This is a genomic window from Schaalia odontolytica (assembly GCF_002847525.1).
GTDB classification, from domain to species: Bacteria; Actinomycetota; Actinomycetes; order Actinomycetales; family Actinomycetaceae; genus Pauljensenia; species Pauljensenia odontolytica_B.
This window is the reverse complement of sequence record NZ_PKKM01000009.1, coordinates 13,714-37,450: the sequence shown is the minus strand read 5'-3', so window position 1 is coordinate 37,450 and position 23,737 is coordinate 13,714. Positions and strand designations below refer to the sequence as shown.

The window sequence follows — 23,737 nt, the reverse complement described above, 5'->3', positions numbered from 1 at the left end:
CCTACAAGCAAGCGCGTGGGAAGCCATAGCACGACGGTCCCGACCTAGTGGTCGAACAAAGGCCCGCGCCCCCGGGGATTCCCCCGGGGGCGCGGGCGCAGGGAGCGTCGCTCTCAGGTCAGCCGACGAGCTGTCCCGATTCGTTGAAGTAGTACCACTTCCAGCCGATCCAGTGACCTCCCGTGTACATCGCACCGGAGTCGGTGCTCAGGTAGTACCAGAAGCCACCATCCTTCAGCCAGCCGGTCGTCAACGCGCCGCTGGAGTGCATGTAATACCAGGAGGAACCATCCTTGACCCAACCGGTCGCCATCGCGCCACTGCCGGGCGTCAGGTAGTACCAGGTCGGCCCATCGAGGAGCCATCCCGTCACCATCTGTCCGGTCGCCGGATCCAGGTAATACCAGGACGCACCATCCTTCACCCAGCCACTCGCCTGAGCACCAGACGGATTATGGAAGTACCACGCACCGTCCTCGTTGACCCAGCCAGTACGCATGTACCCATCCACACCGAACCGGTAGATCGAGTTACCGATCTGCACCGTCTGGCCAGCCGGATAGGTGCCATCCGCATAGCGGTACCACCAGCCGATAGAGTCGCTGACCCACTGGCCGTCCTGCGGGGCGGGAGCCGGATCGGGCTCAGGTGCCGGAGTGGGGTCCGGAGAAGGCTCCGGCGCGGGCGTCGGGTCCGGAGAAGGCTCGGGCGCAGGCGTCGGATCCGGGGTGGGCTCGGGCGCAGGCGTCGGGTCCGGAGCCGGAGTCGGATCCGGGGTACCCGGGAGCTTGATCATGAGGGTGCTCGTCAGGTACGAGGCGTCACGCACCTGGACGCGCAGGCTCACGTCCGCGGAGGACGGGGTCCACGGGAAAGTCACGGAGGAGGCCGCAGCACGGTCCCCACCATCCGTCACCGTCGTCCAGTCACGCACGAGCGTCTCGGTGCCATCCGCTCCGATCTGCACGGCACGCACCTGCTGCGTCCCAGCGATGCCACCGGCGACCGTTGCGGTCATGTCGACCGATGCGCCGACCTCGCCCGTGTACGTGTACGCTCCCCCAGCCTCGGCAATGCCAGCCCCCGACAGGGTCATCGACGCAGCCGTGAACGTGTGCAGGTGTGAGGCGTCGATGCCGGCCGCCTCGAGGGCGTCCTTGGCGACGTTCCACGCCGACTCGCCTTCGGCCGCGGCAACGTACACGTGGGTGTCTTCCTTCTTCTCGTCGCTCAGCTCCGGCTCGAGGTCAAGGCGGGTGAGCGTGGAGGGCAGGACGAGGACGCGCGGGACGTCCACGCCGAAGGACACGCGGGTCATGCCCTCGCCAAAGTAGGCGCTCTGGCGGCGTCCGTTCGTCGGGCGACCGTCATACACGAAGGAGCCGTCCACACCACCGCGCACGACGATGCGACGAGGCATGGGAACCCAGCTGCCTTCCATGCGGATCGAGGTCACCTTGGAGCCGTACTCGACGAGCTCCAGGGAGTTACCGGTGACGCCGCTCGAGCGCTCGACCGACTCGGGGATCACCAGCTCGGTGAGGGCCGTAGTGCCCGCGAAGGCGTCGTCACCGATGACCTTCAGACCCTCGGGCAGGACGACGCGGGTGAGCGTCTTGTTGTTGGCGAATGCCGTCGCGCCGATCTCAACCGTGCCCGCGCGCACCGTGTAGTCGGTGAGCGTGTTGGCGGCCGGGGACAGCATCAGGTGCAGGCCGTCATCCGCCTTGCGGTACAGGACGTTGCGCTCGGCCGAGTACACCGGGTTGCCATCCGCAACGGTCAGCGTCGCGATCTTGCGGTCGTTGTACAGGGCGGTCTCGGCGAAGGAGGTGACACCCGCTCCGATGTGGAACGAGGTCAGGGCAGTGCTCTCCGAGAAGGCCTGCTCGCCGACCGTGGTCACCGAGTCCGGCAGGGTCACCGAGGACTGCGCCGTCCGACTGAACGCGAAGTCGCCGATCGTGGTCAGGCGGCCGAGCTCGGGACGGAAGTTGACCCCTTCCTTGGCGCTCGTCGACTCGAAGGCACTGCCGCCCAGGGAGATCGTGCCGCCCAGGTCGATGCGCGCGAGCTTGTCGGCGGAGCAGAAGGCACAGGTGCCGACCGTTTCGAACTTCTCGGGCAGGGTCACGGCGGTGAGCGCGGAGAGGCGGAAGGCCTCGTCCTTGATCTCACGCAGGCTGTCGGGCAGTGTCACGGAGGTGATGCCCGCCTTCTGGAATGCCTTGGGCGCAATCGTCGTGACACCATCCAGGACCGTGTATGCGCCGCCGGGGTTCTTGGCGGCCGGGTACAGGATGAGGCGCGAGTGGTCCTTGGAGTACAGGACTCCGTCCACGCTCTCGTAGTTCGGGTTCGCGGGATCGACCTCGACGCTGGTCAGCGCGGCGGTCTCGGCGTAGCCCGAGGTCACCGAGTCGGCGGCGACGTTGGGTCCCAGCTTGATCGTGGTGAGCGCCGAGTTGTAGTCGAAGACCTCCGCACCGATCGTCACCACGGAACGCGGCAGTTCGATGGCCTCCAGGCTCGTGTTCGTGAACGCGCGGTCGGCGATCTTGGTCAGCTGGGCCGGGTGGGCCTCGTCATCGACGAAGGTGATCTTCTTCAGCGAGCTGTAGATGAAGGCCTCCACGCCGATCGAACGCACCGAAGCAGGGATCGTCATGTGTTCCACGGTGGAGCTCGCGAAGGCACGCTCGCCGATGGAGGTCACGGTGTCGGGCAGGGTGACCTCGGTGGCCGACCCCTTGTACTTCACAAGGACGCCGTCCTCGTTGATCTCGAAGTCGTCGGCATCGGCGGCGCGCACCGTCAGCGGGATGGACGCGGTCTTGACCGCGCCGGCCTCGGTGGTGACGGTGGCGGTCAGCGTGCCCGAACCCGCGTGATCGCCTGCGGTCAGCGTCGCCTTGCGCGTGTCCGTGTCGGCGGCGACCGTGGCCAGGTCGGCCGGCTCCACGCTCCACGTCACCGCGCGATCCTTCAGCGAGGGCGCCAGGTATGCCTTCACGGGGGCAGTCTCGCCCACCTTGACGTTCACCCGCGCGTCGGCGAGCTCGATGCCCGCATCCTCTGAGATCGTGCGCACGCGGATCTGAGCACTGGCCGACAGGGTCGGCTGGGACGCGTCAGCCGCGGTGATGGTCGCCTCGCCGGCGGCCAGGGCGCGGACCTCGCCGTTTTCGTTCACGGTGGCCACGGCCTCGTTCGAGGATGTCCACACGAGGTCGGTAACGTTCGCGTTCGCCGGCTCGTACGAGGGGCTCAGCGTGACCGTCTCGCCCGCGACGACCTCGGAGGTCTGCGGGGTGAGGGCCAGGGAGGTTAGCGGGATCGTGCGGAAGCGGATCACCTGGCGGGCCTGGTTCTTCCCCCAGTCCCACGCGAACAGGTAGGCGGTCGCCGGGTCGGAGGAGTCCGCACGGTCGATGAGGTCGGCCCACTTGATCTCGTAGTGCTTGGCGTAAGTGCCGTCGGCCTGGCGGTTCGCGCCCACGGCCTCCTTCTCGTCGTAGTAGCGACGAGACGTCGGGGACTCGGAGAAGGCGATGCCGGCCAGCGGCGAGTTGTCGGTGACGTCGAAGGACACGACACGCTCGTCACCCTCGCCGGTCACCGTCAGGTTGGAGATGACGGGCGCCTGGGTGTCCAGGGTGAAGTCCCAGGTCAGCTGCGAGGCAACGCTCGAGGGCGCGACCGAGGCCGCGTCGATCGTCAGCTTGTAGCGGCCTGCGGGCAGCTCCTTGCCGTCCTTGTCGAAGCCGTCAAAGACCGGGTTGTTACCCTCCTGGCTTTCGATGGGCTCGACCTTGCTGGCGTGGTAGTTGAACAGGGACTTGCGGGCGCGCTCGAAGGTGTATTCGCGCACGACCTCGCCGGCCTCGTTCGTGTAGGTGTAGGTCACCTTCGGGGAGTTACGCAGCAGGCAGGTGCGCGGCAGGATGCGCGAGGGGGCCTCGGGCAGCGCGGAGCGCGACATGATGAAGTACGCGGGATCGACCGCGCGCACGTCGTCGATTTCCTGTCCGGCGAGCGGGTTCAGGGCTCCCAGGGGAACCTCGGTCGCGGGGTTGATGAGGGTCGAGGAGCAGGCGTGCGCAGTGCTCGTCGTGCCGTCGTACCACTTGCCGTCGAAGACGGCCGGGGCACCCCAGGAGCCGTAGAAGCCCATGTAGGGGACGGTCAGGTCGGGCTGACCGTCAGCGCTGGTGAAGGTCACGGCGCCGTCGATGAACGTGCCCTTGGGAGCGTTCTCATTCGCGTACGAGGCGAAGGCGCCCTGCGGGGTCACGGTGACGGTCACGGTCGCGGTGCCCTTGGCGGGCACGGTCACCGAGTCAGCGGAGTAGGTCAGGTCGATGCCCTGCCCCGCCCAGTTCTTGGAGTGCTCGGTGAAGAGGCCACCCTCGACGATCTCGGACAGCGCCTGGCCGCCCAGGGTGTAGGTGTGGACGGTATCGGAGATGTTCGTCAGGGTCACCTGGAAGGTCCAGCCGGTCGTTCCCTCACCCAGGTCGGCCTTGGGACGCCACGGGTTTTCCGCGCCCGCGACGCTCGGGTAGACGGTCGTGGTCGTGGCCGCAAGCGCATCCACCTGGCCGGCGCCCACGCGGCGGGGCGAGTAGTAGGTGCCGTCGTTCTGGTCGATGTCGAGCAGCGGGTGGGCGGTGCCCATCATGAGGGTGGTGACAATCGCGGCCTTGTCCGCCTCCGACAGGCCAGCAAATGCCGGGTCGTCGTTCACGCGCTGGCGCACGAGGGTCGCGATGCCCGCAACCTGCGGGGTCGCCATGGACGTGCCCGACATGGAGCGGTAGGTGTTGCCCAGGACAGCCGCGACAATGTTGCCACCGGGGGCCGCGATCTCAGGCTTGAGCTTGAGGTCGGGGGTGACACCCCACGAGGTGAAGTCGGAGACCGACGGGTTGGTCGAGGCGAGCTTGAGGCCCGCGTGCGGGTTGGAGATGGTGATGGAGCCGGACTCACTGGCCTTGATGGCCTCGATGAGCGCGTCCTTCTCCTTCTTCGTGATGGTCACGGTCGGCATCGTGTGGGTGGATTCGATGGTCGCCACGTAGGGGGTTTCGACCGTCTCGGAGTCGCCGATGATGAGGGCGGCGGGCTTGGAGGTCAGCTGGGTGAGTCCCTTGACCTTGGCCTCGTGGGTCATGTCCGCGCCCGTCGCGCTGTCGGATCCGCCGCGATCTTCGAGGATGATGACCTGAGAGAGGTCTCCAGGGTGCTCGGCGACGAGCTTCTCGAGTGCGGCCGCATCACCAATGCCCGCGTAAACGAGGGTGTAGGTACCCTCGGGGATGTCGAGGAGGCTCGGCACAACGGCATCCTTGAGGCCGCGCGACTTGCGGTAGACGACCTGGCGGTCCCCCACCATCAGGTAGGGCAGGGCATCCTGGTTGTTGACCGAAGCGACGGCCAGTGTCGAGCTGTAGGACCCGGGCTCGGAAACCGTGCCGGCGTCGGGGTCGGTCGCGAACGGCTTGTTCTTGCCGCTGTAGTTGGAGTACGCGCTCGAGTAGGAGTTACCCGCAGCAGCGTTGACGGTCACGCCCGCGTTCGCGAGGTTCTTGTAGACCTCCGCGTACATGGTTCCGGCCTCTGTGCCCATACCCGCGTCCTCGCCGAGGGAGAGGTTGATCGAGTCGGGCTTGATGACGACCGCGTCGTCGAGGGCCGCCAGGACAGTACTGTCGGGGATCGATCCATCCTTGTCGGAGGCGACCTTGGCGACAATGATCTGCGCGTGGGGCGCGGTGCCCTGCAGGTCGGCCGCGTTGGCTGCGGCAATGGCGGCGACATGGGTGCCGTGCGAGAGGTCCTTGCTGGACTTGGGCAGCACGTCAGCATCGTTATCCGCGTAGTCGAAGACGAAGGGGATCTTGCTGTTGAGGTAGGCGCCGGTCTTTCCGTGCGGCAACTTGCCGACGAGGGCCTCGACGTCCGCCTGGCTCAGGCGCACATCGACGCCGTCCATGGAGCCGGAGAACGCCTGGTGGGTAGCCTCGATGCCCGTGTCAATGACCTCGATGACCTGACGGTCGCCCTTCTGGGTGGTCTGGTTCGCGCGCGTCATCTCCAGGGAGGAGGCGTTTTGCAGGGCGGGATCCACGGCCTCGACGCCCAGCGCGCCCGCGTCGCCCTCGACGACCATCGGCTTGTGGTGGCGCTCGATAAAGGCGGCCTTGACGCCCTCGGTCGCCTTGATGGCATCCAGGGACGAGGCCGGGGCCTGGATCGCGAAACCGTCGAGCGCGTGCGTGTAGTCGCGTACGTCGGTGATGTCCGCACCGGGAACCACTGTCTCGACCGCGGTTTCGATGCGGTCCTTGACCGTCTCGTGCTTGGTCGAGGAGGACAGGCCGAAGATGCGCTGGTACCACGGGATGCCGACAGAGCCGTCCTCGAGCTGGACGATGATCGTCGTCGGGGTATCGTCGGTGGGGACGGTCTCGGGGGTGGTGGTCGGGTTCTCGGCCCCGGCCTCGTCGTCTGTCCCCGACTGCGGGGTACCGGACTGGGCGTCGATCGACGAGGCGGGGGCGGGGGTGCCCGACTGGCTTTCCTCATGCGGGTTAGCTGCGAAAGCCGCCGGGGCGGTCACGGTGGTCATGGCGAGGGCGCCCGCTGTTAGCAGCACCAGCGCCGGGGTTGTGCGATGGGACATCTATGGCTCACTTGGTTGACAACTGGGTCAGGGCATGGCCGCGGATACGGCATAACCCAGCATCTAGGGTAGGGTTACCTACCCTTACTGCAAAGCGCCATCTCACTCTCTTCTCGCTATGCGTCAAGGGCTTTACCCGATCACTCTTTCGGCGTAAACTTGCTTCTCTTAGCGTAGCCTTAGTAACAATAGCTACACTTTATTTTCTTCGGAGGGTACCGGCAACGACAAACCCGCCAGTGAGGCCTCGAACGTGCCTCTCCTGGCGGGTTGTTCTGTGCGTGCCGAGCGGCGCGCGGGCGACTGTCAGAGGATGACAGCTGTGCCCGTCGCGATGGCGGCAAGCATGCCACTGTCGCTGCCGGCGGTGAAGTAGTCGACCTTCACGCCGACCACCGCGTTCGCACCCATGGCCTGCGCGCGTGCGCACATTTCGTTGACGGCGGTCGCAGAGGCGTTGCCAATCTCTTCCTCGTACTGGGAAGCGCGGCCACCGAACATGTTGGACAGGCTGGCACCGAAGTCCTTGAACAAGTTCACGCCGGCGAAGGTCTCGCCCGACACCATGCCGATGTACTGCTTGATCGGTGCACCTTCAACGGTCGGGGTCGTCACAACAAGCATCATTCACTCCTTCATACGGGGTTAACAGGTCAACACTACCCGCGTTCCCGCACGGAGGCTAGTAGGATTCACCTGCGCGCAACACAGGCCGCCTGTCACCTCACGCCCGGCATGCGGCTGATGGCATGACCTTACCGCGCACGGCAACGTATGTAATGGGCGGAACCTCGATGATGCCGGGGCCTTTCTTGGGGGCGTAGAGCTCCTTATATTCCTTCTTGAAGTCATAGGCCATGTCAAACTCCTCTGCTTGCCCAGTGACAACACGATCAGTTGTATCGTCTGCTCCCATACAGCCAGAAAACAGCTTGCGTAACTGTCAGTGAAGCTGCTATGCTCTCTGGCATAGCTCCCCGTCATCCCCAGGGATTGGCGGGGTTTACTCTATCCGGAGGCCTCACAATGACTGTGCGTATGGCCGTTGTAATCGACTATCAGAACGTTCACCTTACCGCTGCCCAGCTCTTTCTCCCTGGTCGCCCCATCGAAGAGAGCCTCATCGAGCCATTCCGTTTCGCAAAACAACTCGCGAAGGCGCGCAACAGCGACGGCCTGCACGAGGTCGAAGTCGCTCGCATTGAAGTTTTCCGTGGAATCCCAATCCCAGATGACGACCCCGAGGGCTACCGTCGCAACCTTGAACAAAAGTCACAGTGGGAGTACGGACATCAGGGTATGGTTTCAGTAACCCTGCGTCCTCTGAAATACAACTGGGAGTGGCACGACGGCCAGAAAACTCCGATTCGCTCAACTCGCAGAGAAAAAGGCGTCGATGTCATGTGTGCCCTCGCACTTGTTTGACTCGCACGATCAGGAAACTACGATGTGGTTACCCTTGCATCACGAGATACAGACCTTGCCCCAGCCCTTGACGAGGCACACAAACTCCAGACTGCAAAGATCGAAGCCGCAAAGTGGTATGACCCTTCCGACAGACGAACATTCGGCAACATCAAAACCGATGCACGAATCTGGACGACTTCCATGAAGCGTGACCACTTTACAGCTTCACTCGACCCCCGCGAATACCTGTAACCTCAACGACCAACTCGCTGCTCTCAATCTTCGAGCGACGCCATGAAGATGCACGTCTACGGACCTGGCGGGCAGGACTGCCCCACCGTCCTCATCATTCACCCGATGCTGTCCTCGGCCTCGAGCATGAAGGCTACGCTCTGCGACCACATGGGTCCCGGCCTGCGTGTTCTCGTGCCGGACCTGTCCGCCCACGGGGACGAGGCCTCGGCCCCCTATGTGTCAGCGGCTGACGAGGCGGCGGCGATCCACGACTGGTTGGCCTCCCACGGTATACGTCGCCTGTCTCTTGGATTTGGCGCGTCGCTCGGCGGTGTCATCCTGTTCGAGCTGCTGCGATTCCCGGACCTTGCGTTCGATCAGCTCTTTATTGAGGGGGTGAGCTTCTACTCCGGCGGGCCCGTAGCCCGAGTCGGCGGAGCGATTCTCAGCCGGGTGATGGTCGCGAAGCACCGGAAGGACGCGCGAGATCCCGAGGCGGGGGCACTCAAGCTCGCGCGCCTCTACGGCGAGGAGGCCGCGCGCTCGATGGCCGCTAGTTTTGCCGCGATGAGCGAGGACAGCATCCGCGCGATCGTGCGCGACTGCTCACACGTCAGCTTGCCGCCCCTCTCCCCCGCCATTCAGCGACGCTGCACGTTCGCGTACGGACAGAAAGACTCGGACCTGCGGCTCGCGCGGCGCGTGATCCCACGCCTCTATCCCGAGGCGGAGCTACGCGTCTGGCCAGGCTGGGGGCACTGTGAGCGCATGAGCCGCGATTCGGTCACCTACGGGGCGATGCTGCGGAACGTCGCCCTGGGCTCGGCTTCTACTGATCGTTCGTGAAGGAGGCGATCACGCAGGGAATTCGCCCTCGCACGACGCGGTAGGTGACGCCCGTGCAGCCCATACGCTCAAAGAACGCCCGGTAGGACACCGGGTCGAAGTGTTCCTGGAAGTGCACGCCGAATCGGGAGATCACACTCAGGAACATGGTGTGCGCCCGCTTCTTGGGAATCACGTAGGTGGGCACGATGATCGTGCCACCCGGGCGCACGACCCGCTTGAGCTCCTTGAGCGCGTCGCCCGGTTCAGGCAGCAAGTGGATGATGTTGCCCGCCACGACGGCGTCGAACGAGTCGTCCGCGTAGCGCAAGTCGGTGATATCCGCCTGCTCGACGGTGACGTTCGAGTGTTTCGCGAGCTTCTTGCGTGCCTGCTTGAGCATCCCCTCGGAATAGTCGGTCGCAACCACACGCGCGCATGCGGGGGCTATGGCGGCGCTAATCGCGCCCGTTCCGCACGCACATTCGAGCACGGTGTCACCGGGGCGAATCAACCGGGCAACGGCACCGCCCGTCCCGTCGTACACCCTCCTGTTGAGCGCGTTGACGGCGAGGTCGTAGAGCGGGGCAACTCGATCCCAGAACAATGCTGAACACCTCCGTATTCCCATGCATCGCACGAGGCCGACGCTGCTTCGCGCTGCTGGACATGATACGCCTGCGTGGGAGATGCCGGGGCGGAAAGGGGTGCTGTGCACAGGAACAGAACCACGAAAGCGCACGCGGACAGGTTATGCGGATACGGATAGGTTATTCACTTGCGGATAGGTTAATAAGCTATCCGCATCGTCATAACCTATCCGCATGTTCGTAACCTATCCGCGTAGGCGATTACGGTGCCCCGATCCCAGATGAGATTATTCTTCCACCGTCGAACAAAGTGACAGGGCAACAAAAACCTATTAATACCCGAGTTCCAGAAACGCTTGAGGAGATTGCAAGGCATCTGTCAGAATCCCCGCCCGGGCAAGACCCACCACTTTAGCCACAGTCCTTGCCTGGCAGTTGATCGCCCGCTCCGGATTGTGCTCAATATCGGTGAATGCATCGAACGTCATAACCTGCTCAACGATCTTTTCATCGCGACAGAGCGCAGACGCATACAACCAGTCGTAAAAGTACGTCTTCGGCTCTAACGGGAATTCATCTTCAAAATACTTAAATCCAATAAGCTCTCCACTATTCCTCAATCGCCGATCCGTTTTTGCTGCACGACTCGAGGCGTTAAGAAGATCAACAAACGGTCCCCCATACCGGAAGACTTTTGAAGCCTGAAAAGCACATTCAACACTGTAACTTCCACGCTCCGGACTCTCAATCATCAAATTAAACGCGCTTAACTGAACTCCAATGTCCCTTTTACTCCTGGACGACACCTCCAGAACGCGCGACGAAGGAAACCTATCCACATACGCTGCATGCAAACTTGCAACCGAACGCTGCTTCTGCTGAACAGAAGATCCGGGAAAATACTCAAAATCCAGAGATAGTTCCGAAACGTACGGTTTGTCAGACTCAGGTACAAAGACAGGCCTACGAGCCATAACGAGACCCTTTCTCGCTCAACAAAGTATCCCAACGATCAAGGAAAGCAAAAACATTCAAACGCGTTAGAATTTTCACTTCCATTGACCACAAATACTTTCACACTTATTCAGACTGCGCAACCTTGTACATTCATGTTCCGAATGTAGCCCTCACAAACAAGTCGCTTCATTCCTCTGCGAAGCCATCCTGCTATCAGACTCTCATTATTGTATTCTCGCGCGTTCGCGATAGGTCGGCGCCCCGAGTCCGCGGCGCGCGCAGACCGGAGCAATGGCGGCGCTCATCGCGCCGGTGACGCACGCACATACGAAGACGCGGTCGCCAGGGCGGATCATGCGCCCAACCGCCTCACCCACACCGTCGTTGGGGGGCTCGGTTGAACGTGTTGTCGAACAAGTCGTATAGCGGTGCGCCCCGATCCCAGAACATGTCAGCACCTCCGCGTGTCTGTGCGTTACGCGAGCCTTGAGCCGCCACGAGACCGGGAATGCTGCGCCCGAGAAGGCGGCACCGGGGTGACACGGGGTTCTGCGCACGGAGACAGATCCGCGCGGGCACATGCGGATAGGTTATGCGGATACGGATAGGTTATTCGCTTGCGGATAGGTTAATAAGCTATCCACATCGTCATAACCTATCCGCATGTTCATAACCTATCCGCATAGTCGCATCCAACACACGAATCGGCCTGTTGCGCACCTACATCCGCCGCGAGGAACGCGCATGGATGAAGGCACCGACGCAATGGGCCCCGAATCCAAGGATGCTGTAGCCCACCCCGTAGATGAGCGCGCTGTCGTTGAGAAACAGGTACATCGGCGCCAGGAAACACACGAAAGGCGCGAGCAACCACAGGAGGCTGAAGCCTTCCTTCACGCCGTCCCAGGCACCGAAAGCCATCGCGAGGATCGGCAGGATCGCGAGCAGGATCAGGAACACAAGGCTCTTCACGATCTCCATCGACTCCGAAACGCTCGAGACACGAAACCACACCGCCGGCACCAGCAGGTAGATGCCGAACAGCACGGCGATACGAATCCACGTTGATTTTGTCGCCCACCTCATGGCTCGATGATACCCGCGTCGCATGAAGAAAAAAGCTCTTTGATACGTCAGCTGTGCAGGCTTTGACATGGGCGCGAATGACCCAGCGTCGCGGTGTTCGCGATGCTGGCAGTGGGGCGCAGGCTAGCTGCAGAAGCTACCGAAGAAGCCGCTCTTCTTCTCAGCGTTGGCGTACTCCTCGTCGGTATGGTCCTTATCGCACCACTGCTCCGCGGGCACCTTCTCCTTCACCGAGTCGATGTGCTTGCCGCAGCCCTTCCAGGTGGTCTTTCCGCATACCTCGCAGGTGGTGGGTCGACACATGATTGCCTCCTTTGTTGTTGCGCCGCGAATCCGTCATTGGATCCGCGTCATGGTGTTGCGAGCTTTCGCCATCCTGAGGCTGGTTGCGCCGTCGCATGAGGCCAGTCAGAGGACAGAACGCTCGGATTTGTTGATCGTTATTCTCTCGGTTTTGACAAGGAATTCTACTGCTTCGAACTGTGCCACGGGGTCGTTTTCGAGGCCGAAATCATCAGGCTTATCCCTCCCCCGTGACCAGCACAGCCTCGGCCCTCTCGCCGAGCCACGCGCGCAGCGTCTGGATGCCGCCCGACAGCATGGTGACGTTGAAGCCCGCGTGGCGCACGATGCGGTAGCCGATCCAGGAGCGCACGCCTGCGGCGCACATGACGACGAAGGGCTGGTGGCCGACGCTCTCGTCGACCCAAGCCTGAACCTCATCGAGGCGGTCGCGCAGCTGGGTGTGGGGGATGTTGAGGGAGTTCGGCATATGCCCGGCCGCATACTCCCCCGCGGTGCGCACATCCAGGACGGGCATGTCCTCGGTGAGGGCGTCCGGGCCGGTGAGGACAAGCCCGCCGGTCAACACGTTGTGGGCGACCATGCCGGTCTGGTTGACGGGGTCCTTGGCCTGACCGTAGGGCGGCGCGTAGGCGAGGTCCAGGTCGATGAGATCCGTCGCCTTCAGGCCCGCTCGCATGGCGGTGGCAATGACGTCGATGCGGCGGTCCACGCCGTCGGCGCCCACGGATTGTGCGCCCAGAATCTGCCCGCCGGTACCCACGTGCATGAGGATGTGCACGGGCTGGGCGCCGGGGAAATAGCCCGCATGCTGGTTGGCGTGCGTGTGCACCGTGAAGTACTCCGTGCCCGCCGCGTCCAGGGTCGCGCGGTTGGCCCCAGTCATGGCGGCAGTGAGGCTCCCAATTCGGACAATCGCGGTGCCCTGGGGGCTCGGGATGGGACGCGCAGTGGCCTCGCCGTGTTCCGCGTCGGTGATCGCGTCGGCGACGAGGCGTCCCCCGCGGTTCGCGGGTCCGGCCAGGGCGACGGGACGGTCGTGGTCGCGGCCGACCGTGCCGTCTCCGACCGCGTAGATGTCGTCGGCGCTGGTGCGCCCATGCTCATCAACGAGGATGTAGCCGCGGCTGGTCTCGATACCCGCGGCCTCGGCGAAGGCGGTGTCGGGGCGAACTCCGGTCGACAGGACGATGATGTCGGCAGCCAGCACGGCGCCATCGGAGAGTGTCACCGAGTCGTGGTCGTCCCCGTGTGTGATGGTCTGGGCGGCGACGCCAGCGTGGACGTGAACGCCGAGGGCGCGCAGCTCCTGCGTGACCAGCGTGGCCATCTCGACTTCGAGGGGCGGCAGGACGTGCTCGGCGTACTCGACGATGTGGGTCTCGAAGCCTCGCTGTGCGAGCGCTTCGGTGGCCTCGACGCCGATGAACCCGGCTCCGAGGACGACGGCTCGCGTGCCCGAGGCCTCGCGCAGGGCGAGGGCATCGTCGACCGTGCGCAGGGTGTGTACGCGCGGGGAGTCGAGGCCGTCAATCGGGGGTCGGCTCGCGAGGGCTCCCGGGGAGAGGATCAGGTGGTCGTAGGTGAGCGCGTAGGCCTCGCCGGTCTCCGTGTTGGTAACCTGGACGCTGTGCGCGCCGGGGTCGATCGCCGTGACCTCGGAGTTGATGCGCACGTCGAGGTTGAGGGCAACCTTGAGCGATTGCGGGGTGTGGAGGAGGAGTTTAGCGGGGTCCTCGATCTCGCCGCCGACGTAGTACGGGAGCCCACAGTTCGCGAAGGACACGTATTTGCTGCGCTCCAGCACGATGATTTCGGCGCCCTCGTCGCGCCTGCGCAGGCGCGCCGCCGCGCTCATGCCACCGGCGACTCCTCCGACGACTACAACTCGCATGTGCGGCTCACTTTCTGATTGAAGGGGCTGTCTTCGTCGACGGTTTTGAGGATACCTCTGCGAGTATGGATCAGTAAGGACTTCCCAAACGCCACAGCGTACCTTTCAAACCAAATGAGCTATGAGGACATAGCCTAGGCGGGAAACAAAGATGTTTCGTCAATACATACGCCCCAGACTCTAACGAGTCCGGGGCGTATGTATCAGGCCCAGCGTCGCGCAGCCTCGCGGATTTGATCCACGTACTGATAGATATCTTCAACCGAATTGATGTTGTAGCGTTCCTCAGTCTTATCCTCGTTCACGAAGGCGATCACCTTTCGACGACCGAAGTAGCACCGAAGAATCGGACGACGATTATTGTCGTCAGCTAGAACCGAGAAGTACGAACGCACATCACGGTATGTAATGCGATCAAACGGCAGTTCAGCACATGCAATGGCCTTCACGATACGGTAGGCAGCAAGCTCCTCATCGGTCGTTTCAATGCCATCGGACACTTCCTCGACCTGTGCTTCTTCACCGGCTTCTTCTTCCACATCATCGGGTACCGGCATTACCGTGTTCACATCCGCACCCAACGCACTCTTCAAACGGTCATTGATTCGCTCGTTGAGGAACTGCCGAAGTGCCTTATCAGTGAGAACAGTGAACTTCTCAAGAATCTGCTGCGTCACGCGCCCTTCGTAGACACGCGAGGCAAAAAGCCGCACAAAGTCGGCAGAGGGCTCCTTAAACTCCGATGCTACTTCACGCTTGATCGCTCCGAGATACTTAAGCTCCTCCGCAGCACTCACGATCGACGTCAGGTCGAAGCGCTCCTTTGTCAGTTTCCTCAGCTCCGGCAGGAACGTCTCGTCAATATCAGCGAGATCGAGAACCAAGAAGGGCCGGGAATCCATGACATTGGGCGCGTCAAGATCCGTGTAGAAGTTATAGACACGTCCATTGGTGAGCACAGCGATTCGAGCCTTCGTCACCGAGAAGTAACGGTAGAGCTGAGCGGCGTGCTCGAGGGTCAGGTCACCAGCTACCTTCTTACACTCGATGAGAATTCGTACTTCCCCACCATCCATGATGGCGTAGTCGACCTTTTCGCCACGCTTGACCCCGACATCCGCGGTGTACTCGGGGACAACCTCCTGAGGATCGAAGATGTCATAGCCGAGGACCGTTGAGATAAAGGGCAGGATGAAAGCGGTTTTCGTTGCTTCCTCAGTCTCGATACTCTCCCACTGGTCAGCAACTTTGCCAGCCAGGAGAGTGAGAGCGTCTTCAAAGGCCACCATTGACTCCTTGCATGATTGTGTGAGCCACCTCTATAACTCTAACCACACTTTACTCATGTTTGCCAGGTAAGCCAACAGAACCCACCGCAGTTCGATTGAGCGGCAGCTATCGAGGAATCACGGCACCCTCACAGCACTCCAGCAGTCACAACATCAGGAAGACCTTCCACACTGAAACAAAAGAAGGGGCATGCCTCGGTGTGTGTCACGCACGTGTGTCACGCACCGAGGCATGCCCCGATTTACCGCAGAATCATGCGGTTTTTGTTGTGGAGATGGGGGGAATCGAACCCCCGTCCAATGGCCGGCCCCGAATTCTTCTCCGAGCGCAGTCTACGGTTTTATTTCTCAGCCCCCAGCATTGCGCAGACTCACCGCTGGATAGGCTCAGTTGATTAAGTGTCGGAGGCGCCCCACCAACATGGGCGACTCCCAGTGGCTCCCTAGACGACGCCAGACACCGGGCCGGAAGCAACTCCCGGGCTGACGGACTAAAGGTTCAGGCTGCGATATCAGGCAGCGAGAACGTAGTCGGTGCGATTCTGTTCGGCACCTATTGGTTTGCACGCATCGTTAACGAGTTGAGCGTACATTCTCGGCTCGCTTCACTTCGATCGACGACCACTGTCGAAACCGATCATCCCCTCTTGAGTTTTCAACTCCCCGACACCCAGCGTTACTGCAGACCGTCGGACACATCAGTTTACGCCGCCACACACAACCCGTCAAGGGAAAAACCGACGCCTCAGAGCAGATTCGTGGACTCCAGCTTCTCCACCATGCGCCGGTTCTTGCGCACCAGGAGCGGGCGCAGCACCAGCCCCAGGAACGCGGTAAACAGGATGAAGGAAGCCAGGAACAACATGGCGTCCGCGTACTCGTGCCCCGCATACCCGGCGATCGACGCGCGCAGCGCCGTGATCGCGTGTGTGGCCGGCAGGAAGGGTGAAATCGACGAGAAGAAGGACGGCAGGATAGCCAGCGGGAAGGCTCCCCCGGCGCCCGAAATCTGCAGGACCAGGAGCAGCACGCCCAGGGCCTTACCCGCGTTCCCGAACGTCGCAATAAGCGTGTAGAGCAGGAAAGAGAACACGACGGCCGTCAGCCACAGGGTGCTCATGAACTGCAGCGGGTGAGCGTGCTGGACCTTCAGGAAGTACAGGTCACCCAGCCCCACCAGGGTTGCCTGGGCGAGAGCGATCGTCCCGAAGATCAGGTAGCGCCCCAGGTATCCGGCGGCCAGGCCGACGGGCTTCGCGGTGAGGGTCGCGCGCAGCGGGTCGCCTTCCGGCAGACCGTCGGCGACGGTGGCGTCCGTGACGTCCGAGCGCAGCGACACGACCATCAGGATGGAACCCACCCACAGCGCCAGGATCGTGTACAAGGGCGCCATCTGGGAGCCGAAGTTCGCAACCGGGTAGACGGGAGTCTTCTCCACGCCGACGGGGGCGGCGATGGCCGCCGCCAGGGCCTCGGGATTATTCCCGATGATGGTCCCGAGCGTCGTCAGGTCGCCACTGGCAAGCGCCTCGCTGATCGAAGCGTGCAGGGAGTCGAGCTTTCCGGCCGCCTCGCGCAGGCTCGTGGCCGCGCCACTCAGGTTGTCGCGCAGCTGGGTCAGCCCCTCGCGCGCGCTCCCGCTGCCGTTCGAGGCCGTGGAGGTCGCGCCCTCCAGGGACATGCGCGCGGCGCTCAGGGACAACTGGGCCGAGGCCAGGGTGGCGGCCAGCGATTCGAGCTGGGGCCGCAAGTTGGTCTCGTAGTCGGAGGACAGGCCGTTGACCGCGGAGCGCGCCTGGGCGATCAGGCCATTCACCGTCACGTGCCCAGCTTCGGCATTTGCGACCTTGGAGTCCAGCTCGGAGGCGGAGGAACGCAGCCCGTTCGCAACCGCGGTCAGACGGTCAGAGGCGGCCTGCAGGCGGTCCAGCGAGGACTGGGAGACGGGCGAGCCCGGCAGCGCCTCCAGCGTCGACTTGATCGACGCGAAGCTGGCGGCCTGCGTGTCCAGCACGGATGCCTGCGAGCGCAGCGTCGAGGCCGCGTCCGATGCGCTCGTCGAACCATTCGCATACACGTTCTCGACGGCGTTCGACAGGGATGACAGCGAGGACTGCGAGGAGGAGATCGCGTCGGATACCGAGGAGACCGCCGCCGACGCAGCGGATCCGAGTCCGCGCGCTCCGGCCTGAGCGCTCGAGACCGCGGACTGCGCGGAGCCCTTCGCGCTGCCCAGCCCGTCCACGAGCGTAGTCGTCGAGTCGATGAGCGTCACCGAGGAGCCCACGAGAGACGCGTAGGCATCCGCACTATCGGCCGCGGTACGCAGCCGCGAGGCGACGCTCTGCACGCGGTTATCGAGCGCCGTCACCGTATTGATGGCTGTGGGCGACGACAGCGCACCCCCGACCGACGTCGCCGTATCGAGGGCGACCTCGGAGAGTGTCTGCACGAAGATCTGGTTCACCTGGGCACTCACGGCCTCGGCGCCCTGCCCGGCGATCTTCGGCGAAATACCGTTCTTCTTCTCGTTGACGTAGTACGTCATCAGCGCAGAGGACGCTCTCCCGTCAAAGAAGGTGAGCATCTCGCGCGAAAAGTCCGACGGGATGACGATGGCCGCGTAGTACTCGCCCGAGCGGGTCCCCTCAACCGCCTCATCCTCGGAGGCAATGACCCAGTCGAAGTTGTCGTTCTTGCGCAGCGCGGACACTACGGAATCGCCGATGTTGATGCGCAGCGGCACCAGGTCCGACTTGTAGCCCGCGTCCGTGTTAGCAATCGCGATGCGCAGGCTCTTCGTGTTCCCGAACGGGTCCCACGACGCCGCCACGTTGAACCACGTGAACAGCGACGGGATGACGACGAGTCCGAAGACGACGACGCTCGCGATCAGGGAGCGATGCGCGCGGCGCAGGTCGGCGCGGTAGATAGCCCAGATGGTCCTCACTGCTGCTCTCCCTTCGCCGCCTCCGACGCTTCGCCCGCGCCGTCCTCCTCGACGAGGCCGGGGTCGGTCTCGTCCGTGTCCTCTCCCCCGCGCTCACCCAGGGTTGAGGCGAGCGCCGACGAGATCGACGCGCCCACGGCGGCCGCGCCAAGTGCGAGACGCGATCGCGCGCCCTGCACGCGGCGGGTGAGCAGGGAACGCACGTCCTGCTCGTCCATGGCACCGAGGAGCTGCTGACGCGCCAAAGCCTCGCGCAGGTACTCCAGTCCAATCAGGAAAGTGATGACGAGGAGGACCCAGACGATCCAGGCCCCCAGAATGATCGGCACTTCCGCCACATTCGCGACGGACAGCACCGCCAGAGCCACCGGCACGATAACCCCGAGAATGATCGCGGCGCGGCGGATCGTCGGGTAACGACGCTCGAAGCGCGCGGCACGGCCGCTCACCGAGCGCTGGAAGCCGTCGTGATCGGCCAGGGCCGCCACGATCTGCGTCAGGCGATAGCGGTTCGAAGGCACGCGCGTGGCCTCGGCCAGGAAGAGCCCGGAGGACGCCAGGTCGCGCGTGATCATCGCGTTCAGGTTCACCAAGAACGGACGCAGCGCGAGGCCGATCGCGAAGGCAACCAGCGCCTCGGCACCGAGAACCGCCAGGCACGACAGGTAGGTGTGCCCATAGAACCCAGCCACGATCTCACGCAGCGCATTGACACCGTAGGTGAAGGGGAACAACGGGTGCAGGAAGCGGAAGAAGGACGGCAGCATCTCGATCGGATACAGGCCGGCGGAACCGGGAATCTGCATGACCAAGATGATGACGCACAGGCCCTTGCCGATGTGCTGGAAGCACGTCGAGAGCATGTAGACGATCGACACAAACACCAGCGAGATGATCATCGCCGTCCCCACGAACGCGGGACGCGACACCGTCTGCACGCCGATAATCAGGTCGCCGATCGAAACGACGAGCGCCTGAATGACCCCGAAGAACGCGAGAAGCATCCACCGGCCCATGTACTTGGCGGCAGAGGACGTGGGGCCGATGCCCTCCTCATCCACATCGAGCTTCAGGAGGAGGACGAGCGAGAACGCGCCGATCCACAGAGCCAGGTTCGTGAACAGCGGGGCCATCGCCGAACCGTAGGCGGCCACGGGGTACACGGCCTTCGTCTCGATCTGCGTCGGCGAGGCCATGAAGGAGGCGATCGATTCGGCGTTGACCCCGAGGGAGTCCGCGAGGTCGCGCAGCGTGTTCGAGGAGGATAGCGACGAAATGTCCGTCGCCACCGAGTCAAGGTCAGTCTTGATCGCGGCGACGTTCGTAGCGCTCGTCTGGGTCGCCGTCTTCGCCCCGTCCAGGAGGGAATCGAGCTGGTCGAGCAGGCCTGACACCTGCTCGCGCTGACTGCGGAGGGCGTCCAGCGAACCACGCATCGACGAGGACGCGCTCGAGAAATCGTCGAGCGCCGAGGAGATCGCGGGCAGCTGGGCGGACACTCCGCTGCGCGCGTTCGTCACCGAGGCCGACACGGCCGCGGACGCATCGGAGGCTGACGTCAGCGCGTTCGAAATCGACGAGGACGTGGCCGACAGGTCCGAGTTGAGGGTCGTCAGGCTGCCCAGGGCCGTCGACAGTGCAGTGTTCTGGTTCGTCAGGTCGGTCAGTGCCGTGCCCGCGGCGGGCAGGTTCCCGATGCCCAGTGCGTTCAGCTCCGCGAGCACCTCACCCACCGAGTCGTTGATCGACGTTCCCTCGGTGAGCAGGCCACCCACACGCCCGGAGGCGCCCTGCACAGCACCGTCGAGGGTGCCCGCGTTCGCGGACACTCCCGCCAGGGCGCTCGCCGCGTTCGCGGACAGGCCGTCGAGGGCCCCGCCCATCTGGCTCGAGAAGGACGCCAGCGACGTGCGCGAGTCGCTCACCAGCTGGTCCGCCTGGTCCAGGGAGGTCGACAGCTCCGAGGCCGCAGAGTCCAGCTCGCTCAGAGTCGTGCGCGCCGAGGCCACAGAGGCCTTCGCCGCGTCGATCTTCTCCCCCATACCGTCCAGGGTCTGGGAGGCACTACCCAGCTTGGCCGAGGCCTCGGACACCGACGCGGACACATCCGAACGCTTCTGGTCAGCGTCGTTCGCGATACTGACCCCGGCCTCGGATGCCTTTTCCGACAGCACCTTGGCCACCGTCGAGACGAAGGCGGAGTTGATCTGGCGGTCCAGCGCCGTCGCGCCCGCCCCCGTGATCTTGGGGGCCACCGCGTTGTTCTTCTCGTTGACGTAATACTGGATGTTCGGCTTGACGTAGGTACCGTCAACGATGCCCGTCAGGTCGCGTGAAAACGATGCCGGGATGACGAAGGCCGCGTAGGAGTCGCCGCGTTCCACCTCGGCGCGCGCCTCGTCGGCGCTCACGAAGTGCCAGCCCAGCTGATCGTTCTGCTTCAGCTGTGTCTCGAGCATCGCACCGACGTTCACAGTGCCGATCTGGTCCTTGGTCGCGCCCTCGTCCTCGTTCGCGACGGCGACACGAATGTGGGAGGTCTGCGAGTACGGATCCCAGAAGCCTACGATGTTGAACCACGCGTAGAGCGCGGGCACGAACGCCATACCGATGATGACAATCCACGCGGCCGGAACACGCACCAGCCTCAGTAGATCACGACGAAAAATCCTGACGGAACCTCGCACAGGGTCGCCTTCTTTCCCCTATCGGCGGACCTGCTTCACGTAGCGGCGCATCGCGCGCTCGGCCTCGCGCTGGTCCTGCTTCTCGCGCAGGGCCTGACGCTTATCCCATTCCTGCTTGCCCTTGGCCAGGGCGATTTCGACCTTGACGCGGCCCCCGATGAAGTACAGCTCCAGGGGCACGATCGTGTAGCCCTTCGCGGCGACGCGATCCTGCATGCGGTCGATCTCCGCACGGTGCAGCAGCAGCTTGCGCTTGCGCGTGGGCGCGTGGTTCGTCCACGAGCCCTGCGAGTACAGGGGAATGTTGGCGCCGTAGAGCCAGGCCTCTCCCCCGTTGATCTCGACCCAGGCATCGACGAGGGACGCGCGGCCCATGCGCAGCGCCTTCACCTCGGTACCCATGAGGGCCAGGCCGGCCTCCCAGGTGTCCTCGATCGTGTAGTCGTGGCGCGCCTTCTTGTTCCGGGCGATCGTCTTCTTCGCGTCGGAGGCAGCCTTGGCGCGCTGCCCCTCCGTGGGCTTGGGCTTCTTCCATTCCTTGGGCATGCTGCCTCCTTTCAGACTCGTTTTCCGCGGCTCATGCGGAAAGACCCCCGCAGCGAAATCGCTATGAGGGTCCATCCTAACGCGGATTACAAATAATCCATCGGTTCAACATAACTTCCGTTCTGAAGAACACCAAAATGCAGGTGGCAGCCGGTCGCGTAGCCGGTCGAGCCGACCTCGCCCAGCGCGTCGCCCGCGTTCACGTACTGGCCCGGGGACACGTACTGCGCCTGCATGTGCAGGTATTCGGTGATGACGGAGTTACCGCCGACGAGGCCGTGGTTGATATCCACGTAGTTACCGGCCGACACATCAGAGGACACGGCGTTCACGTAGCCCGAGGCCACGGCGCGGATGATCGTGCCGCAGTCGGCGGCCATGTCGGTGCCCGAGTGACCCTTCATCACGCCCAAGACCGGGTGGTAGCGCATGCCGAAGGGGGAGGTCACGACGATCGGGATGTCGAGGGGGTTACGGAAGCCCGAGGCCGACACGTAGGAGGCACCCGACGCGCGGTTGGCCGCGTCGATGGCCTCCAGTTCCGCGCTGCGCGCCTGGTAGTCGGCTTCGGCCTGGCTGAGGGAGGCCTCGACCTGGCCCTTCTGGGCGTCCCACTCAGCCTGCTTGGCCTGTGCCTGCTCCTTGAGGCTGTTGAGCTCCGTGAGCTTGGCGTCGGCCTCGTTCTTCGCGACCTTCGCCTCGGCCTCGGCCTGCGCGGCCTTCACCTCGAGGTCGGCGATGCGGTCGGTGATCGCATTCTGGCGCGTGGCCTGCGTGCGCTGGGACGAGGACACGTCCAGCGCCGCCGTCATCGTCTGGCTCTCCGTGCGCAGCGCCATGTCGGCGGCCGCCGCACGGTCGGTGATCGACTCCGTGCCGCCCGCCGTCAGGGCCACGGCCACCGGGTCGACGTTGCCTTCGCGGTACTTGCGACGCACGAGGTCGGCGATCGCGCGCTGCGCGTCGTCGGCCTGCGTGGTCGCCTGGGTGAGCGACTGATCGATACGGTTCTGCTCGCCCTGTGCGGCGCTCAGCTGACCGAGGATCGTCGCGTGCTCGCGCGACTTCGCGTCGTAGGTCGCGGTCGCACTCTCGTAGGCGGCCTGAGCCACCGGGATCTGCCCGTTGAGTGCCTGCAGGTCGATGAAGACCTGAGCCAGCGACGCGTCGATGCCCTCGAGCTGAGACTGCAGAGCATTGACCGTCGCCTCGGCTTCGGCGGCGGCATTCGCAGCCGCGTCGCGCTCCTCGTCCGCACGCGCGGGCAGGGCCTGGCTCATCGCCGCAAACGAGGCGATTGTGAGGGCCAGCGCACCGGCGCGCAGCGCGCGACGACCGGGACGATGCAAGGAGAGGGACATGAGACTCACGCCTTCGTGTACTTCGCGAGCGAGAACGCCGACGCGATAACAGCCAGCGCGACCGCCGCAAGGACGAGGATCGGAGTCATGATCGCCACCTCACCCATGCCGATAAAGTTCGTCCAGCGGAAGGACGGCGCCATCCAGCCCTGAACGACGAAGTGAACGCCCGCGAACAGCGAAGCGATCGCGAAGCCGGCACCCACCAGCGCGGCCAGCGCGCCCTCAATCATGAAGGGAGCCTGGATAAACAGGTTCGAAGCACCCACGTAACGCATGATCTGCGTTTCCTGCTCACGACTCATCGCGCTCAGGCGGATCGTCGTCGAAATCAGCAGGATCGCCGCGACGACCATGATCGCGCCGAGGCCCAGGGCAGCCGTGCGGGCGGCACCCAGCACGCGGAACAGGGGTTCGACGACCTCACGCTGATCGCGCACCTCGGACACGCCCGCGGTCCCGGAGAACTCCTCCTTGACCACCGAATACTGCTCGGGGTTAACCAGCTTGATGCGGAACGCGAACTGCAGCATGTCCGGCGTGGTCCACTGCGTCAGCGCATCGTTGCCGTTGAGACGCTTGAAGTTCTCGTAGGCTTCTTCCTTCGTCTCCTCGTACACGTTGGCCACGTACGGGGTCATCTCGGCGGACGCCAGCTTCTGGCGCACCGCGTCGATCTGCGCGTCGCTCGCCTCGGTCGCGTTGCAGTTCGCGGCCGCGTCGTTGATCGCACACATGTAGATGGTGACCTCGATCTTGTCGTACCACTCCGACTTCATCTTGGACACCTGCATCTGGGTCAGGCCCGCGATGCCCACGAAGAGGAGGGACACGAAGGTCACGAGGATAACGGCGACGCTCATCGCGCGGTTACGCGACAGGCCCTTGCCGACCTCGGACAGAATAAAACGAAGCTTCACTGG

General features: G+C 63.7%; 16 protein-coding genes and 1 other RNA gene. 2 read left to right on the top strand and 15 right to left on the bottom strand.

From position 1 onward, the window contains the following. Window positions 1–118 precede the first annotated feature (118 nt). From CYJ22_RS07135 to CYJ22_RS10385, 3 genes are all read right to left on the bottom strand, one after another. Window positions 119–6,685, bottom strand: a complete 6,567-nt coding sequence (locus CYJ22_RS07135) for a leucine-rich repeat protein (protein ID WP_101602124.1) — start codon at window positions 6,683–6,685, stop codon at window positions 119–121. A 306-nt stretch (window positions 6,686–6,991) separates the two neighbouring features. Beyond that, window positions 6,992–7,309: a YbjQ family protein gene (locus CYJ22_RS07130; RefSeq protein WP_101602123.1), complete on the bottom strand. Its 318-nt coding sequence runs from the start codon at window positions 7,307–7,309 to the stop codon at window positions 6,992–6,994. Between the two features lie 100 nt (window positions 7,310–7,409). Then, window positions 7,410–7,544: a hypothetical protein gene (locus CYJ22_RS10385; protein ID WP_279354652.1), complete on the bottom strand. Its 135-nt coding sequence runs from the start codon at window positions 7,542–7,544 to the stop codon at window positions 7,410–7,412. Between the two features lie 179 nt (window positions 7,545–7,723). Between CYJ22_RS10385 and CYJ22_RS10300 the strand changes: the two genes are divergently transcribed. Beyond that, window positions 7,724–8,110: a hypothetical protein gene (locus tag CYJ22_RS10300; protein ID WP_243390475.1), complete on the top strand. Its 387-nt coding sequence runs from the start codon at window positions 7,724–7,726 to the stop codon at window positions 8,108–8,110. 276 nt (window positions 8,111–8,386) lie between these two features. Beyond that, the gene (locus CYJ22_RS07115; RefSeq protein ID WP_101602122.1) at window positions 8,387–9,172 is read left to right on the top strand and encodes an alpha/beta fold hydrolase; all 786 of its coding nucleotides are present in this window, start codon (window positions 8,387–8,389) and stop codon (window positions 9,170–9,172) included. Here the strand turns inward: CYJ22_RS07115 and CYJ22_RS07110 are convergent. The 12 genes from CYJ22_RS07110 to ftsX all read right to left on the bottom strand — a co-directional run bounded on the left by CYJ22_RS07110 (window position 9,156) and on the right by ftsX (window position 23,734). Then, entirely contained in the window at window positions 9,156–9,758 is a 603-nt protein-coding gene (locus CYJ22_RS07110; RefSeq protein WP_101602121.1) for a class I SAM-dependent methyltransferase, read from the bottom strand. The genes CYJ22_RS07115 and CYJ22_RS07110 overlap by 17 nt on opposite strands. A gap of 315 nt (window positions 9,759–10,073) precedes the next feature. After that, window positions 10,074–10,715, bottom strand: coding sequence for a DarT1-associated NADAR antitoxin family protein (locus tag CYJ22_RS07105; protein ID WP_101602120.1), 642 nt, complete (start codon window positions 10,713–10,715; stop codon window positions 10,074–10,076). A gap of 703 nt (window positions 10,716–11,418) precedes the next feature. Further along, window positions 11,419–11,784, bottom strand: coding sequence for an iron ABC transporter (locus tag CYJ22_RS07095; RefSeq protein WP_101602119.1), 366 nt, complete (start codon window positions 11,782–11,784; stop codon window positions 11,419–11,421). Window positions 11,785–11,907: 123 nt separating this feature from the next. Further along, a complete protein-coding gene (locus tag CYJ22_RS07090; protein WP_101602118.1) occupies window positions 11,908–12,087 on the bottom strand; it encodes a hypothetical protein in 180 nt (59 codons plus the stop codon). A 217-nt stretch (window positions 12,088–12,304) separates the two neighbouring features. Next, window positions 12,305–13,981, bottom strand: coding sequence for an FAD-dependent oxidoreductase (locus CYJ22_RS07085; RefSeq protein WP_101602117.1), 1,677 nt, complete (start codon window positions 13,979–13,981; stop codon window positions 12,305–12,307). Window positions 13,982–14,184: 203 nt separating this feature from the next. Beyond that, on the bottom strand, window positions 14,185–15,270 hold the full coding sequence (locus CYJ22_RS07080) for a type I restriction enzyme HsdR N-terminal domain-containing protein (protein ID WP_243390474.1): 1,086 nt from the start codon (window positions 15,268–15,270) through the stop codon (window positions 14,185–14,187). Window positions 15,271–15,537: 267 nt separating this feature from the next. Continuing rightward, window positions 15,538–15,915, bottom strand: a transfer-messenger RNA (tmRNA) gene (gene ssrA / locus CYJ22_RS07075). 100 nt (window positions 15,916–16,015) lie between these two features. Further along, the gene (locus CYJ22_RS07070; protein WP_101602116.1) at window positions 16,016–18,220 is read right to left on the bottom strand and encodes a YhgE/Pip domain-containing protein; all 2,205 of its coding nucleotides are present in this window, start codon (window positions 18,218–18,220) and stop codon (window positions 16,016–16,018) included. Next, complete coding sequence (locus tag CYJ22_RS07065; protein WP_101602115.1) at window positions 18,217–20,907, bottom strand: YhgE/Pip domain-containing protein; 2,691 nt, start codon at window positions 20,905–20,907, stop codon at window positions 18,217–18,219. The genes CYJ22_RS07070 and CYJ22_RS07065 overlap by 4 nt, the downstream gene beginning before the upstream one ends. Before the next feature lie 18 nt (window positions 20,908–20,925). Continuing rightward, window positions 20,926–21,453 (bottom strand): SsrA-binding protein SmpB, encoded by a 528-nt coding sequence (gene smpB, locus CYJ22_RS07060; RefSeq protein WP_101602114.1) that lies wholly within the window; start codon window positions 21,451–21,453, stop codon window positions 20,926–20,928. An 86-nt stretch (window positions 21,454–21,539) separates the two neighbouring features. Further along, entirely contained in the window at window positions 21,540–22,814 is a 1,275-nt protein-coding gene (locus CYJ22_RS07055; protein WP_101602113.1) for a M23 family metallopeptidase, read from the bottom strand. A gap of 5 nt (window positions 22,815–22,819) precedes the next feature. Then, window positions 22,820–23,734, bottom strand: coding sequence for a permease-like cell division protein FtsX (ftsX, locus tag CYJ22_RS07050; protein ID WP_007588502.1), 915 nt, complete (start codon window positions 23,732–23,734; stop codon window positions 22,820–22,822). Window positions 23,735–23,737: the final 3 nt, after the last annotated feature.

Bases quoted from the DNA above. Each gene is read 5' to 3' on its own strand.
- CYJ22_RS07115 (WP_101602122.1), top strand. From the start codon at position 8,387: ATGAAGATGCACGTCTACGGACCTGGCGGGCAGGACTGCCCCACCGTC.
- CYJ22_RS07135 (WP_101602124.1), bottom strand. From the start codon at position 6,685: ATGTCCCATCGCACAACCCCGGCGCTGGTGCTGCTAACAGCGGGCGCC.
- CYJ22_RS07095 (WP_101602119.1), bottom strand. From the start codon at position 11,784: ATGAGGTGGGCGACAAAATCAACGTGGATTCGTATCGCCGTGCTGTTC.
- CYJ22_RS07090 (WP_101602118.1), bottom strand. From the start codon at position 12,087: ATGTGTCGACCCACCACCTGCGAGGTATGCGGAAAGACCACCTGGAAG.
- CYJ22_RS10385 (WP_279354652.1), bottom strand. From the start codon at position 7,544: ATGGCCTATGACTTCAAGAAGGAATATAAGGAGCTCTACGCCCCCAAG.
- CYJ22_RS07105 (WP_101602120.1), bottom strand. From the start codon at position 10,715: ATGGCTCGTAGGCCTGTCTTTGTACCTGAGTCTGACAAACCGTACGTT.
- CYJ22_RS07080 (WP_243390474.1), bottom strand. From the start codon at position 15,270: ATGGTGGCCTTTGAAGACGCTCTCACTCTCCTGGCTGGCAAAGTTGCT.
- CYJ22_RS07085 (WP_101602117.1), bottom strand. From the start codon at position 13,981: ATGCGAGTTGTAGTCGTCGGAGGAGTCGCCGGTGGCATGAGCGCGGCG.
- CYJ22_RS07055 (WP_101602113.1), bottom strand. From the start codon at position 22,814: ATGTCCCTCTCCTTGCATCGTCCCGGTCGTCGCGCGCTGCGCGCCGGT.
- smpB (WP_101602114.1), bottom strand. From the start codon at position 21,453: ATGCCCAAGGAATGGAAGAAGCCCAAGCCCACGGAGGGGCAGCGCGCC.
- CYJ22_RS07130 (WP_101602123.1), bottom strand. From the start codon at position 7,309: ATGCTTGTTGTGACGACCCCGACCGTTGAAGGTGCACCGATCAAGCAG.
- CYJ22_RS10300 (WP_243390475.1), top strand. From the start codon at position 7,724: ATGGCCGTTGTAATCGACTATCAGAACGTTCACCTTACCGCTGCCCAG.